Source organism: Shewanella sp. GJ50-10, from assembly GCF_055808815.1.
In genome coordinates, this window is sequence record NZ_JBVVSS010000001.1 from 673444 (window position 1) to 687828 (window position 14385).

Annotated in this window: 12 protein-coding genes; 9 read left to right on the forward strand and 3 right to left on the reverse strand. The window is 39.5% G+C overall.

What is annotated here, in order from left to right; genetic code table 11:
- Positions 1 to 177 precede the first annotated feature (177 nt).
- The 3 genes from glnE to AC0L4E_RS02715 all read left to right on the forward strand — a co-directional run bounded on the left by glnE (position 178) and on the right by AC0L4E_RS02715 (position 4739).
- Positions 178 to 3042 carry a bifunctional [glutamate--ammonia ligase]-adenylyl-L-tyrosine phosphorylase/[glutamate--ammonia-ligase] adenylyltransferase gene (glnE, locus tag AC0L4E_RS02705; protein WP_473681480.1) on the forward strand — a complete coding sequence of 955 codons (2865 nt, stop codon included), beginning with the start codon at positions 178 to 180 and terminating at the stop codon, positions 3040 to 3042.
- 248 nt (positions 3043 to 3290) lie between these two features.
- The gene (locus AC0L4E_RS02710; RefSeq protein ID WP_473677890.1) at positions 3291 to 4259 is read left to right on the forward strand and encodes a sensor domain-containing diguanylate cyclase; all 969 of its coding nucleotides are present in this window, start codon (positions 3291 to 3293) and stop codon (positions 4257 to 4259) included.
- Between the two features lie 198 nt (positions 4260 to 4457).
- Positions 4458 to 4739 carry a DUF3081 family protein gene (locus AC0L4E_RS02715; RefSeq protein ID WP_220753449.1) on the forward strand — a complete coding sequence of 94 codons (282 nt, stop codon included), beginning with the start codon at positions 4458 to 4460 and terminating at the stop codon, positions 4737 to 4739.
- A gap of 121 nt (positions 4740 to 4860) precedes the next feature.
- Here AC0L4E_RS02715 and zapE read toward each other — a convergent pair whose 3' ends face one another.
- On the reverse strand, positions 4861 to 6069 hold the full coding sequence (gene zapE, locus AC0L4E_RS02720; RefSeq protein ID WP_473677891.1) for a cell division protein ZapE: 1209 nt from the start codon (positions 6067 to 6069) through the stop codon (positions 4861 to 4863).
- 99 nt (positions 6070 to 6168) lie between these two features.
- Complete coding sequence (locus AC0L4E_RS02725) at positions 6169 to 6789, reverse strand: helix-turn-helix transcriptional regulator (RefSeq protein WP_473677892.1); 621 nt, start codon at positions 6787 to 6789, stop codon at positions 6169 to 6171.
- 229 nt (positions 6790 to 7018) lie between these two features.
- Here AC0L4E_RS02725 and AC0L4E_RS02730 point away from each other — a divergent pair, with 229 nt between their 5' ends.
- The 6 genes from AC0L4E_RS02730 to aroG all read left to right on the forward strand — a co-directional run bounded on the left by AC0L4E_RS02730 (position 7019) and on the right by aroG (position 13780).
- Entirely contained in the window at positions 7019 to 8344 is a 1326-nt protein-coding gene (locus AC0L4E_RS02730; RefSeq protein ID WP_473677893.1) for a polymer-forming cytoskeletal protein, read from the forward strand.
- 571 nt (positions 8345 to 8915) lie between these two features.
- Positions 8916 to 9254 carry a P-II family nitrogen regulator gene (locus AC0L4E_RS02735; RefSeq protein ID WP_220753452.1) on the forward strand — a complete coding sequence of 113 codons (339 nt, stop codon included), beginning with the start codon at positions 8916 to 8918 and terminating at the stop codon, positions 9252 to 9254.
- 10 nt (positions 9255 to 9264) lie between these two features.
- Positions 9265 to 10515: an ammonium transporter gene (locus tag AC0L4E_RS02740; RefSeq protein WP_220753453.1), complete on the forward strand. Its 1251-nt coding sequence runs from the start codon at positions 9265 to 9267 to the stop codon at positions 10513 to 10515.
- 157 nt (positions 10516 to 10672) lie between these two features.
- On the forward strand, positions 10673 to 11020 hold the full coding sequence (locus AC0L4E_RS02745) for a hypothetical protein (protein WP_473681482.1): 348 nt from the start codon (positions 10673 to 10675) through the stop codon (positions 11018 to 11020).
- Positions 11021 to 11170: 150 nt separating this feature from the next.
- Entirely contained in the window at positions 11171 to 12400 is a 1230-nt protein-coding gene (locus tag AC0L4E_RS02750) for a tetratricopeptide repeat protein (protein WP_473677894.1), read from the forward strand.
- Positions 12401 to 12727: 327 nt separating this feature from the next.
- The gene (gene aroG / locus AC0L4E_RS02755; RefSeq protein ID WP_473677895.1) at positions 12728 to 13780 is read left to right on the forward strand and encodes a 3-deoxy-7-phosphoheptulonate synthase AroG; all 1053 of its coding nucleotides are present in this window, start codon (positions 12728 to 12730) and stop codon (positions 13778 to 13780) included.
- 70 nt (positions 13781 to 13850) lie between these two features.
- On the opposite strand, the gene AC0L4E_RS02760 is transcribed toward aroG, so the two are convergent.
- Positions 13851 to 14024, reverse strand: a complete 174-nt coding sequence (locus tag AC0L4E_RS02760) for a hypothetical protein (RefSeq protein ID WP_102528249.1) — start codon at positions 14022 to 14024, stop codon at positions 13851 to 13853.
- Positions 14025 to 14385: the final 361 nt, after the last annotated feature.

Below are 14385 nucleotides of genomic sequence, written 5' to 3' on the forward strand. Positions count from 1 at the left end.
CAATAAAGACCAAATATTTATACGGTTAGGTATAACTAGTATACAGGTTATAGTAATCTTAATGGCATATTCAATTAAGACTTACATTAAACTTTTGTTATGAATGGTATAGCACAATTTGACATATTATGTCGATTATAAAGTGTTACGCTGTGTGTAAATTGCTGAAGGGATCGAATAAAAATGCAAAACCTGAGTAACAACGCCTTATCTGCCGAATTATCTGACATTGCAGAACGTTACTGGTTAAGGCTATCCGATGAGTGGCCTGAAATAGCGGCCAAACTAAATCAAGAACAACAGCAGAAGTTAAAGTCAGTCTTTGGATTGAGTGATTACATTGGCGAACAGTTATGTCGAAATCCACAATGGATTGAAAGGCTGTTTAATGGCTTACTTGATGATGTAGATAGGCAAAGTTTTGCTACAGAATTAAACGCTGAATTATCTGCAATCAGCTCTGAAGACGCAGCTAAATCTGTTTTACGTCAATATCGTAACCTACAAATGGTGCGTTTAGCTTGGCGTGATTTTGCCAATTATTCCGATGTCGAATCTTCATTATTAGATTTATCCGCCCTTGCTGAAGCTTTAGTTATAGCCGCCCGAGACTGGCTATATAAAGAAATGTGCCAGCAATTAGGCACGCCATCAGATGAGGAAGGTAATCCGCAACCTCTACTTATTCTAGGTATGGGCAAACTAGGTGGCCGTGAACTCAATTTCTCTTCAGATATCGATTTAATTTTTACTTTCCCTGAGCATGGCGAAACCATTGGTGGCCGACGCGCTCAAGCTAACCAGCAGTTTTTTATTAGAATGGGGCAGCGTTTAGTTAACTTGCTAGATCAAGTGACCGTTGATGGTTTTGTATTTCGGGTTGATATGCGCCTACGTCCTTACGGCGAAAGCGGTCCGCTTGTGGTTAGCTTTAGTGGCCTTGAAGATTACTATCAAGAACAAGGTCGTGACTGGGAGCGTTATGCCATGGTGAAAGCCCGAGTGCTTGGGCCATGGACGCAGTTCAGTGATGATTTGCATGACTTATTAAGACCTTTTGTCTATCGCAGATATATTGATTTCTCGGCGATTGATTCATTAAGGAAAATGAAGCAATTGATTGCCCAAGAAGTTCGCCGCCGTCAATTGACCGATAATATTAAGCTCGGTGCGGGTGGCATTCGCGAAGTTGAGTTTGTGGTGCAAAGTTTTCAGCTAATACGCGGTGGACGAGAGCCTTCGCTGCGTCAGCAAAGTTTATTTGGTGCGATTGATACTTTATATAACCTTGGTCAACTTGAGTACCTTGCTGTAGATGAATTAAAACACAGCTACATTTTATTACGCCGCGTTGAAAACCTGCTACAAGCCATTGATGATAAACAGACGCAAACATTGCCAGATAACTCTACTGATTGGCAAAGGTTGTGTGTTGCGATGGGAGTTGAAGATGAAACGGCTCTTCGAGCCAAAGTTTCTAATGCTATGGCTCGTATTCATAGTCACTTTAAAGAAACTGTGGGCGGGGAAGGTGAGCATGATCAAAGCGAACATTGGACGAGTCAGCTATGGGTGATTGAAGATCCTGATAACGCAGGAGCATTATTGGATGAACATTTAGTGGATGATGTGAATTTCTGGCCGACGTTAATCGAGTGGCGCTCAACTACCACTAAACGGTCAATTGGTCCGAGAGGACGTGAAACCCTCGAAAAGCTCATGCCAAGATTATTGTCAGAATTACTAGAACAACCCGTTCCAAGCGTGGCACTTAAAGCCGTGTCTGGTGTATTAGAACAAATTTTAACACGAACAACTTATCTTGAACTTTTATGTGAAAACCCAGGCGCACGCCAACAATTAATTAGCTTATGTTGTGCAAGTCCTTGGATTGCGCAAGAGTTAGCTAACTTCCCGATGCTGCTTGATGAGCTTATCGACCCATCACAGCTTTATGACACCACCTCGGTTGATGATTACCCAAGTGAATTAAGACAGTATTTATTGCGCGTGCCAGAAGATGACATGGAAATGCAAATGGAAGCATTACGTCAGTTTAAATTGTCACAGCAGCTAAAAATCGCCGCTGCCGATGTCACTGGTGTTTTACCTGTTATGGAGGTCAGCGATCATCTTACCTTCTTGGCTGAAGCGATAATTGAACAAGTTGTATTGCAAGCATGGCATCAAGTGGCGGCTCGTCATGGCGTTCCTGAGGGAACCAGTCCTGACAAAATGGGCTTTGCCATTATCGGTTACGGCAAATTAGGCGGGATTGAATTAGGTTATGGTTCAGATTTAGATTTAGTGTTCTTGAGAAATAGCCTAAATACCGGTGAGACCAATGGTAAAAGACCGATTGGGATTGGCCACTTTTATCTAAAACTTGCACAGCGAATTGTGCATTTGTTTGCAACCCGAACCACATCGGGCGAACTATATGAAGTGGATATGCGCCTTAGACCTTCTGGCGCATCAGGATTATTGGTCACGGAAGTAGAGCAGTTTAAGGAATATTTACAAACAGAAGCGTGGAACTGGGAGCATCAAGCTCTGGTGCGTTCTCGTTTTGTTTATGGTGACAATCAGCTTGCTGCTCGCTTTAGTGAAATTAGAACGGAAGTACTGTCGCAACCTCGTGATTTACCTGAGTTGGCAAAATTAGTCAGAGATATGCGAGTAAAAATGCGCGATCACTTACTCAAAGTCAGTGGTGATAAATTTGACTTAAAACAGAGTGTCGGAGGCATTGCTGATATTGAGTTCATGGCGCAGTACTTGGTGCTAGCTAATGCAAATGAGTATAAAGAGCTGGCTATCTGGTCTGATAATGTGCGCATTTTTCAAGTTCTAGCAGAGCTAGAAATCTTACCTATGATGACAGCACAACATTTAACTCAAACTTATTGTTGGTTAAGAGATGAGAATCATCGACTGACCTTGCAGCAGTTGAAAGGTGTGATAGATGCCGATATCGCTGATAAAAATGTGTCACAGGTTATCGATATTTATCAGCATATTTTAGGTGTTGAGTCTAATTGAGTGCTTTAGGGCTGGATTATGATTTACATGAGGCGGTAAGTTTTCCAATTAGCGCTTCGTGTTCAAACGTCCTAATCGCTACTTAGGCAGTCAAATTATTTTTAAAGATAAATGCAGACATTGTCAGCAGAGTTAATATAAAACTGCTACGCTGAATGATAATCAATAACTTATACAATTGATATTTCTATAAGTTATTGTTAATAATAAAAATAGAAAATGATCTTTAGTAACTTTGGGCTGGAAATATGTTAACTGCACCAATACACGATAATGAAGAAGCGCGCTTACAAACCCTACGAAATTTAAATGTATTAGATACCGCTGCAGAAGAACGCTTTGATCGTATTACTCGTTTAGCAAAGCGTCTATTTTCAGTATCAATTTGCCTTGTGAGTTTGGTTGATGAAAATCGCCAATGGTTTAAGTCTTGCCAAGGTCTAGTAGCAAGTGAAACCCCGCGTGATATTTCTTTTTGTGGTCATGCAATTCATCATGAAGGACCTTTTGTCATTAATGATGCATCCAAAGATGAACGGTTTTCGGATAATCCATTAGTGACAGAAGCGCCTCATATTCGTTTTTATACTGGTCACCCTTTGACTATGCCAAACGGTATGCGAGTTGGGACCTTATGTATCATTGATGATAAGCCTCGTGAATTTAGCCAAGACGATAGAATTGCACTACAAGATCTTGCCGAAATGGTGGTCTCTGAGCTCGTGTCTATACAGCAAACCACTTTAGATCAATTGACAGGTATTTCTAATCGACGTGGTTTTGAAGCGCTAGCCAATCAAGCGATGGCAACTTGGGATCGAAATAACGTGGGTAGTTGTTTGGTTTTCTTTGATTTGGATTATTTTAAAGAAATTAATGATAACCATGGCCATGAGGCTGGAGATAGAGCGTTAAAGGCGTTCGCTAATCTATTGACTCAAGAGTTTAGAGATTCTGATGTTATTGCCCGTTTTGGCGGCGATGAATTCCTAGTGCTATTTTGTGAATGTAATGATGGTCACGTTACTTTTGCACTTGAACGGTTTAAACGAGCGCTTAAAAAACACAATGATGCCAGCAATGAACCTTTTGAGCTGGCCTATAGTGTCGGAGTCGCATCTAGAAAAGCGAGACAAAAGCTCGATGTAACTCAATATTTAGAATTAGCAGATCAAGAAATGTACCAAGTGAAAGCGAGACACCACGACGCTCGCTGAAGCAAATTGATACATATTCTGAGCTTTTTGTTGGCAATTATTGGCGCTTTATCACTGTTATCTTTTACCGCTCACCTAGACTCAATGTACTATAATTATGTGATCCTATAAGCCCCTTTGGACGTAAGTTAGGGTTACTAAATTATCTGATTAATCACATAAGCTTTCATTTGTTAGCAATCAGTCAGGAGTCGTCCCATGAAAAATGCCATAGATATTTATCAAGCACTTAAAGTGTTTAATAAAATAACTGAGTTTGGTGAAAAACACTCTAGTGAAAGCGGCTATAACTCAACGTATCAACTTTGCGGTTTACATGCTGAAACGGGTTATGATGGATATACGATTACACTAAGTGATGGGCGCACTTCGCTCAATATCTATTTTCATAATAAATACCAATTTGACTACCCTGATAATGAAGCCTTTGAAAACTTTATGCGTCGCTTCAGTGAAGTGATTAAGCATACTGTCCAATAGACTAGTTTGAAGTGTTTGTGAATAGGTATTAGATATTCGGTATTGGCGACTTTTATAATGAGCATTTTTAGCTAAAGTCTGCGGAGCAAGTGTTTACCGCAGACTTTGCTATTGGGCGAATTTATTTTAACGCCTCGTTCCAGCGCTTCATTTCTACTAAGCGACTTATGGTTCTGCGAAACTCAAATGACAGTGCACCGCCAGAGTACAGCTGATTGATATTAAAGCTTGAGCAAACAGTCAGAGATACTTTCTGATCGTAAAGCTCGTCTACTAGGCTAATAAAGCGTCTTGCAGGATCATCATTAGTGGCATAACTGAGCTGACGTTCGCCCGTTTTATTGCCCACAGCCGCATCTTCTGTTCCGCGGGCTTTAATCCAGGTTCTCACTTCACCGCCCAGCTGCGGCACTTCATCAATGACAACATGTTCAAATAAGCTGGCGATTTCGATGTAGTCTAACTGAGATCTAGGCCCGTCACATAAATCTTCGAAGTTAAACCAAATTAGCTTATTCACGCGAGCTTGATATTTAATCGGTCGGTTACAAATAATGATAGTGTCGTGCGTGGTGCAAACAGCAGCTTCGTGGGGATAATACCTGCCTGCTAATTCAATGAAGCTTTGCTGCTCCATTATTGGTTGCAGAGAAAGTTGTGTTGAAAGTGGTTTAATGGATTGCTGAGTTATACGATGATCAGTTAATCCTTTAAGCTCAATTTGATGAACTTTTTTTGTTAAGAGTTCAATAAAAGGTAAGAAACGCTCGCGTTGCAACCCGCTTGCATAAAGTCGCTTGATTTCGACATTTGAAGTGGCGACTAAAATAACCCCTTGGTTAAATAAATGTTCGAATAAGCGCCCTAAGATAATGGCGTCGCCAATATCAGAGACAAAAAACTCATCGAAACAAATTACTTGGTATTTATCTGCGTATAAATGTGCGATATGCACTAAAGGATCATTTATACCTTTAACTGTATTAAGTTGCTGATGAACTTCAGCCATAAACCGGTGAAAATGCAATCGTAATTTGCGACTGGTATTGAGGTGGCTATAAAACATGTCCATCAAGAAGGTCTTACCGCGGCCAACATCTCCCCAAAGATAAATCCCTAATGCTTGTGGTGAATGATTAGCTGATTGTTCTGTTTTCGATAGTGGCTCAGTATCTTGTTGTTGATTGAGTTGGATGAATAGTTGGTTAAGTGCTGTGAGTGCTTGAGTTTGAGCGGGATCATCAAGGATCACTTGGCTAGTTGAAGTTAACTCTGTGGATTGTGATTGCACTATTTTAGCGCGATATAAGTGTAATAAATCAGTCGTCACGCTACAGCCACTCAATAACTTACTGTTGGATTAGTATTAAAGTATATCAGTAATTAATTTAGCTTAAAGTGGCAATTGATTTTACCTCCCTACTGAACATTACACCTGAGTAAATACATAAGATAACTGACCTCGGCTTGAAACATTGGTTTTTTTGAAAATATTCTGAATATGCATTTTAACGGTATTGATTGAGATACTTAAGTTTGCAGCTATTTGCTCGTTCGACAATCCCTGACAAATTAACGATAACACTTGTTGTTCTTTTTTGGTTGTTAACGAAAGAAGCTCTGTTTGACGTTGAGTGATGGGTTGGCGTTTACGAGATTGAATATAATGCGACATAGCATCATGACTGAAATAGAGCTTATTATTATCGATACTCTTTAACGCTTCTATTATTTCGATAATCGATGCGCTTACAGCTAAACCGCCATGAAATCCATTAGCAATCAATAAAGTTTCGGTATCTGAATTTAACTTAGTGCAAAAAGCCAAATGTTTACCTTCGGAGATGAGCTCGATAGATAAATTAGGAATATGCTGTTTAGGGTCATCAATGAAATGCAGCAGTATTTTTTTGTGCTGATCAGCTTGTTGCCAATAAAAGTCGAGCGGATCATGGCTGATGGTATTACATTTGAGTAGCTCAGTAATTTGACACAGTTGCTGGGTCAAAGGCTCAGGAATATCACCTAAGAATATATCCGATAAAATCATCTTACGTCCTTGTTTATAACTATCAACTATTGAAGTCCTTAACAATAGCCTGCTGATACTAGCAGATTAGGATTATTACATATAATCAGAAAACACTGAAGTTATTAATGGATTAGCTGAAATGGGGTGTTTGATAAGTGAATGACTTGTAAATGTAATGTTATTGTTGTTTTTATTAAGTTAGTTTACTATAAGTCGAAAATTTATAATAAAAAGGATACTGCTGGGTATGAATAACAAAGGAAACGGGGTGACTTTTATTGGTCCCGAAACTTCACTGGACGGGGAAATGACAGTAAAAGGGCCTGCTTTGATCGCTGGTCAAGTCAAAGGTGTTATTCGTTCAACAGACCAAGTTAAAATTGAAGTAGGTGGCGAAATTGATGGTGAGCTTTACTGTCAAGAATTGCGAGTTTGTGGTGTGTTTAAAGGTTCTTTGCACTGTAACAGTCTCGTCATCGTAAGCTCTGGTGTCGTTGAAGGTGATGTTTCAAGTCATAAGATGGAAATCTATGATGGTGGACAATTCTTAGGTGCTAGAACCAAAGGCCCTGAGCAAGGTGTTTTACCTGAGTTAGCTGCAGATGAACAATCTGTTGCTGCCTATAGCGCACCATTTAACGAAGAGCCAGCATACGCCTCCCCAAAGGCTGAAGCGCCTATTGCAGAGGCGCCGATAGCTCAGGCTGCAAAAGTGAGTAATGTTAATGTAATGGCTGAGCCTATTACTAACGTTGCTGTTGACACTCCTCAGGTAAAAACTGAGATTAAACCAGAAGTAAAGCCAGAGCCGATCTCTGATATCAGGGATAATTTAGAAGCAGACATTCAAATGAGTGAACCTGTTATCAAAGCTGAGCCAAAAGCAGCACCATCGCCAGAGCGAAAAGCGGCTCCTGTGCAAAATACTGAAGCTGAAACAGCACCAAAGCCAAAATCGAAACTTGAAATTAAGCCTCAACCAAACCCTCAAGCGCAGTTAGCGGCTAAAGCAGCAGCTGAAAAAGCACAAGAGAAAAAATCAGGTTCTGGTACTAAGTTTGTCGTTGCAGGAGTTGTATTAGCTGCAGCAGCTGGCGTTGTTGTTATGAAGCCTGAATTGACCGAAGATTTAATGGCTCAATTTAATCATTCGTCATCGCAAAGCGAAACATCTGAACCAGCAGTTAAAGACGTTATCGTTGAAGAAGTGGCTGAAGTAGTAGCACCGGTTACCGCTGAAGCGGTTGATGCAGAAACAGCGTTAGCGCAATTAGATGCCGCAGGAACAGATGCGAGTTCAGGCATTGAATCTGTAACGAATGATGTAGTTGATGCCGCAGTAACTGAGCAAGAAGCAATATTAGCAGAGCTTGACGAAACTAGTGCTGATCTAGGGGCAGATATTGCTGCAGATGCTGATGAACTGATTGCAGCTTCTGAAGACGCGACTGAAGCTGATGTTGTTGATAAAACTAAAGTTGATAGTCTGTTAGCTGACTTACTTGCAGAAGAGCGTACAGAGCTTGTAGAGCCTACAGATGCAGTTGAAGAAACTTCAACTGGTAATCTTTAGCCAATAGAGTTAGTTATCTAAATCGGCAATGTATATTGTTGATATTTAGAAAATACTCACATCTTAAAGGTCCTCATATGAGGGCCTTTTTTATTGACTATTATTTTTCAATTTTACACTTTGTCATGACAGTGTTTAGTGACTAATTAGCTATCCACGTTTTTAGTTCTGCCCTAAATTTACCGCCACTTCTTTTTAACTTGATTCCTTATGAATACCACTCTTTAGTAATGTCATTATTCTCAATGCACAGATTTATTAACGCTCAATACACAGCTTTATTAACGCTCAATGCTGACCATATGCCAAAAATTATTGCTGACTTCTATGGGTTATAAGGGGCTATTTTTACGTGAGCTTGAAACCTATTTTGAATTTCAAACCTTGCAAACTCTGCTGCGCTAATCTTGTGCGCACTGAAATAGAGCTGCACTTTATTGGTGCATTTTTATGCTTTTATTTCTGGCTGTTTTTGTTTTATTTGTTTTAAAACATGAGCTTATGATTTTGGCCTGATGATTGAATTGTAATTGTAAACAAATATATAACAATCACACTTTTGGAGGTCGAGATGAAACTCGTCAGCGCTATCATCAAGCCGTTTAAATTGGATGATGTCCGAGAAGCTATTGCTGGAATGGGCATTGAAGGAATGACTGTAACTGAAGTTAAAGGTTTTGGTCGTCAAAAAGGACACACTGAGCTTTATCGTGGCGCAGAATATCAAGTCGATTTTCTTCCTAAAGTTAAACTAGAAATTGCTACTAAAGCAGAAAATTTAGAAGTATTACTTGAAGCAATTACGACTGCAGCTCATACAGGCAAGATTGGTGATGGCAAAATTTTTGTAACTGATCTTGAACAAGCAATCCGTATTCGTACGGGTGAGCTTGATAACGAAGCACTATAAGGGGGCTGAAATGGAAGAGTTAGCAGCGTTAGGAACAACAGTCACTGAGTTACGTTTCGCATTAGATACGTTTTATTTTCTAATCTCAGGTGCATTAGTCATGTGGATGGCAGCAGGTTTTGCCATGCTTGAAGCGGGTTTAGTTCGCTCAAAAAACACCACTGAAATTTTAACCAAAAACGTATGTTTATATTCAATTGCCTGTGTGATGTACCTATTAGTGGGTTACAACATCATGTATGTCGATAATGTTGAAGCAGGTTGGTTACCATCATTTGGTTCGCTAATCGGTTCACAAGCAGACGGTGCAGATCATGCGCTTGAGTCTGATTTCTTTTTCCAAGTTGTCTTCGTTGCAACAGCAATGTCGATTGTATCTGGCGCAGTTGCTGAGCGTATGAAGCTTTGGTCTTTCCTACTTTTCTCTGTAGTACTGACAGCCGTTATTTACCCAATTGAAGGTTACTGGACATGGGGTGGTGGTTTCTTATCTGCTGCTGGTTTCGTTGACTTTGCTGGTAGTGGTATTGTGCATATGGCAGGTGCAGCAGCGGCAATTGCTGGTGTATTGTTACTTGGCGCTCGTAAAGGAAAATATAGCGCAAACGGTTCAGTTAACCCAATTCCAGGTTCAAATTTACCTATGGCTACGTTAGGTATGTTTATTTTATGGATGGGTTGGTTTGGCTTTAACGGTGGTTCTCAGTTATTAGTTTCTGATGCAGAAAATGCTTCAGCAGTAGCAAAAATCTTTGTTAATACTAACTCTGCTGCAGCATTTGGCGCAGTATCAGCGCTAATCGTTTGTAAGATAGTTTGGGGTAAAGCTGATTTAACCATGATTCTTAATGGTGCTTTAGCGGGTCTAGTGGCTATTACAGCTGACCCATTATCACCTTCATTATTAATGGCTGCAGTGACAGGTATTGTTGCTGGTGGTGTGGTTATCTTCTCAATTGTTGGCTTTGACCGTATCAAAATTGATGATCCAGTAGGTGCTATCTCGGTTCATGGTGTATGTGGTTTCCTAGGTCTAATGTTAGTACCGCTTTCAAATGCTGATGCTAACTTTGGTGCTCAGTTATATGGCGCTGCTGTTATCTTTGCTTGGGTATTCGCTGCTTCTTTCGCTGTTTGGTTTGTACTAAAAGCGACTGTAGGTATTCGCGTTACTGAAGAAGAAGAGTATAACGGTATGGATGCTTCAGATTGTGGTGTTGATGCATATCCTGAGTTTGTTTCAATTAAATCAGCTGGTTAATAAATGATTTAGTTTGAAATAGTTAAATTAAAAGCAGAGCCTTAGTGCTCTGCTTTTTTGTTATACTCAAACTATTGTAAGTATTCAATTGGGCTGTGATATGAACAAGCTAGCTAAACTCGTTACAGTTATTAGCATATCAGTATTGCTTTGGAGTATGTCTGTTGACAATGCACAGGCGGGTAAAGTGGTTGTGCGTAAAGCTTCTGAGCCATTTGATGCATTTGCGGTAAGAGATCAAGTTCAGCGAGATCATCAATGGCAAGAAATGCTCCGTATGCAGCAGCAAATTCAAATACTACAGGCACTACCTGTTGGCTGCTTACCGATAGCTGTTCCTTACCATTACTTTAACTGTTCTGGTAATGCTTACCGACCTTATCCTTATCAGGGCAAAGAGGTATTTATTCAAATTGATCAACCGCTAAATAACTCTAAGCATCATTCAACTAATAACCCTAATCAGCCTGTAAATATCCAGCCTAAGGTAAAGCCGGCTCAATAATTTCTGCTATAAAAAATAGAAATGTCATCTTCATTTTTTAGAAAACAGTGATAATTGAACCTGTTTGCTAGATAAGTTTTGTAACGTTTAAGTGTCTCATTTTTTGTACTTGCATCTATGCTTAATAAAGGCATTAGCTGGAGCATAAAAATGTTACAGAAAAATGAAAATATGATATTTATTTTTAGCGGGTCTTCAGCGCTCGCTAGGTTATTGATCCATGGCTTTTATTTGTTACTTTTCTCATTATCTTTTTCCATCATTTCAGGCTGTAGCAGCACACCAGAAGCAAAAATTACATCGAAAGCCAGTTTACTTTTTAGCGACAATGACTTTAATGCAGTCGCCATTCCAGAAACAGATGCCATATTTGAACTCCCCGAAGAAATGGTGAATGACATAAGGAGGCAGTATGCGCGATCCGCAGGGATCACTGCTGAGAAAATGCCAGTCAATAAATGGTTAGCTGAGTATATCAATGCTCAAAACGGTGGTTTTGAATATCGCGATCATTACACCAGAATGGCTAGCGTAACCGCGCAGGAGCGTGCGGGAAATTGTATGTCGTTGGTAGTGTTATCGACAGCTATCGCTGATGTGCTTGATGTACCTGTTAAATATCAAGATATTGATGTTGAGCCTATCTGGGATAGACGAGGTGGCTTTTATCTAGTGAATGGTCACGTGAACATGAAACTACTTCATCGAGACCAACTGAATACGTTCAGCATGAGAGGTTCAGAGATATTAGTAGACTTTTTACCTGAAAGATCCGTCAGAGCTTATAGAGTAAAACAGATTAACAAGCAGACTTTAGCTGGAATGTATTTTAATAATGTCGCTGCAGAAGCACTGGTTAAGAATCAATACGATCTTGCTTATGCCTTGGCAAAAAGGGCAATTGAACTCGATCCCTATTATGTTAATAGCATTAATACTCTGGCTGTGATTTATCGCCATAAAGGCATGGATGAGTTAGCCGAAAAAGCTTATCGCCATGTACTGCAGTTAGAGCCTAAAAATATTACCACTTTAAATAACTTAGCCATCATCCTAGGCGAGCAAGATAGGTTAGAAGAGTGGCAACGAGTTCATAAAGTGCTGGAGCTCGCGCGTATTAATAATCCATTTTATTATTTTGATATGGCTCAACAAGCTTACTTTGAAAAACAATATCAAGAGGCGTTAGTTTGGTATAAACGAGCTGTGGACAGAGCTGATTACCGCCATGAGTTTTATTTTGGATTATCACGTGCCTATTGGGCAACTGGTGATGAAAGACGAGCAAAGAAGAGTATGGAAAAAGCGCTCGACTTGAGCATTGATTCGACGAATCAAGAACGGTACAAAGGGAAGCTTCAAGCCATGATGCGGCATTAAAACATAGATTTTACTAGCGAACAGTTCAATGTTGCTTAAACCATTTTCAGATACCACTGAAAATGGTTTTTTATTTTCTTCTCAAAAGCACAGATAAACCCACCTCAAAGTGTTTCGATTCACCGAAATAAATGAATTTATTAGATATTTTAAAATGTTAAATTTAAAGTTATTTATTAACAGTGATTTATACTCATAAATTAGACAAAACCATAGATTGAGTGAATTATTGTATGGTACTGTTTGAATTATAAAGCTGTGCGTTATGCTTTACTGCCAAGCTTGAAGTTTGGCATAAATAAACTGTTTGCTGGAGCTGTATAAAATATGTATTACCAAAATGATGACGTTAGAATTGATGAGATAAAAGAACTATTGCCTCCTATCGCTATTTTAGAGCGATTTCCGGCGTCAGAAACGGCATCAGCAACCGTGTTTAATGCTCGTGATGGTATTCATCGTATCTTGAATCGCCAAGATGATCGTTTGTTGGTTGTGATTGGCCCTTGCTCAATTCACGATCCTGTAGCTGCTTTAGATTATGGTAAGCGCTTAATTGCCTTGCGTGAACAGTATAAAGACCAACTTGAAATTGTTATGCGCGTTTATTTTGAAAAGCCACGCACTACAGTGGGTTGGAAAGGCTTAATCAACGATCCATATATGGATAATAGCTTTAAGCTAAATGATGGTTTAAGAACAGCGCGTAAGTTACTGGTTGATTTGAATGAATCAGGTATTCCGACTGCGGGTGAGTTTCTCGATATGATCACACCGCAATATGTTGCCGATATGATGTGTTGGGGAGCAATTGGCGCTCGAACCACTGAGTCACAAGTGCATCGTGAGCTTGCGTCGGGTTTATCAAGTCCTGTTGGGTTTAAAAATGGTACCGACGGAACAATTAAAGTCGCTATCGATGCTATTGGCGCAGCCAGTGCACCGCATCACTTCTTATCAGTGACCAAATTTGGTCATTCAGCGATTGTGTCGACTAAAGGTAATCCTGATTGCCATATCATTTTACGTGGTGGTAAGTCGCCAAACTACAGCGAAGCTGACGTAACTGACATTGAAGCTCAGTTAGATAAGGCCAAGCTACCAAAGAATATTATGATAGATTTTAGTCATGCTAATAGCAGTAAAGATTATAAAAAGCAGATGCTTGTTGCTGAAGATGTAGCAGGACAAATTAGTGCTGGTAATCAAAATATATTTGGTGTGATGGTTGAGAGTAACATTGAAGAGGGTAGACAGGACCTTGTTGTTGGAAAAGAGCTTTGCTACGGCCAAAGCATCACTGATGCATGTATCGGTTGGAGTGACACTGAAAAGCTACTTGCTACATTGAGTGATAGCGTACTTAAAAGACGCGGCTAATCATTAATTTGATAGGCTCACTAATACTCTGATTCAGTTGCAAAAAATAAGGCGCTATTTAGCGCCTTATTTATTTGTTGGTATTGGCTAAATATTCATTGGCTTTAGCTAGGCTTCCAAATGCCGAAATTAGATTGTTTCTTCCTTTATCTTGTAGTTCAGGGTTACCTGATTCGATCATCATCCACACCCATGTTTGTATTAGTTGTAATGGTGGGTGCTGAACTTTTGCTGCGTCTAACATGTTGCTTCCTTTGGACGGGGAAAATGTTAATGGCTAGTATAATTCGCCAAAAAGTATCGAATAAAGAGTATCAAATTCTCTTTGGTTGCTGAACTAGAAACAAGCGAATATTTGCTTATTTAATGAATTAATTTATTAAAACTAGCCTTTATAACTACTTAAATTACCAATAACTAGCCTTAAAGTATTACTTTTGGCTCCGTGCATTATCAAATTACATTAAAAATAATGTAATTAGGGTCGATATTAATCGACGTTTATTGATATTAAATAAATATCTCTCCGGTGAAACAGTGTTAACTTAATGTTGATATGATGATTGTAAATCAAGCCTGCTAGGCCATTGTGTTGTTTAAGCGTA

Bases quoted from the DNA above. Each gene is read 5' to 3' on its own strand.
- AC0L4E_RS02710 (WP_473677890.1), top strand. From the start codon at position 3,291: ATGTTAACTGCACCAATACACGATAATGAAGAAGCGCGCTTACAAACC.
- AC0L4E_RS02715 (WP_220753449.1), top strand. From the start codon at position 4,458: ATGAAAAATGCCATAGATATTTATCAAGCACTTAAAGTGTTTAATAAA.
- AC0L4E_RS02725 (WP_473677892.1), bottom strand. From the start codon at position 6,789: ATGATTTTATCGGATATATTCTTAGGTGATATTCCTGAGCCTTTGACC.
- AC0L4E_RS02730 (WP_473677893.1), top strand. From the start codon at position 7,019: ATGAATAACAAAGGAAACGGGGTGACTTTTATTGGTCCCGAAACTTCA.
- AC0L4E_RS02735 (WP_220753452.1), top strand. From the start codon at position 8,916: ATGAAACTCGTCAGCGCTATCATCAAGCCGTTTAAATTGGATGATGTC.
- AC0L4E_RS02740 (WP_220753453.1), top strand. From the start codon at position 9,265: ATGGAAGAGTTAGCAGCGTTAGGAACAACAGTCACTGAGTTACGTTTC.
- AC0L4E_RS02745 (WP_473681482.1), top strand. From the start codon at position 10,673: ATGTCTGTTGACAATGCACAGGCGGGTAAAGTGGTTGTGCGTAAAGCT.
- AC0L4E_RS02750 (WP_473677894.1), top strand. From the start codon at position 11,171: ATGTTACAGAAAAATGAAAATATGATATTTATTTTTAGCGGGTCTTCA.
- aroG (WP_473677895.1), top strand. From the start codon at position 12,728: ATGTATTACCAAAATGATGACGTTAGAATTGATGAGATAAAAGAACTA.
- AC0L4E_RS02760 (WP_102528249.1), bottom strand. From the start codon at position 14,024: ATGTTAGACGCAGCAAAAGTTCAGCACCCACCATTACAACTAATACAA.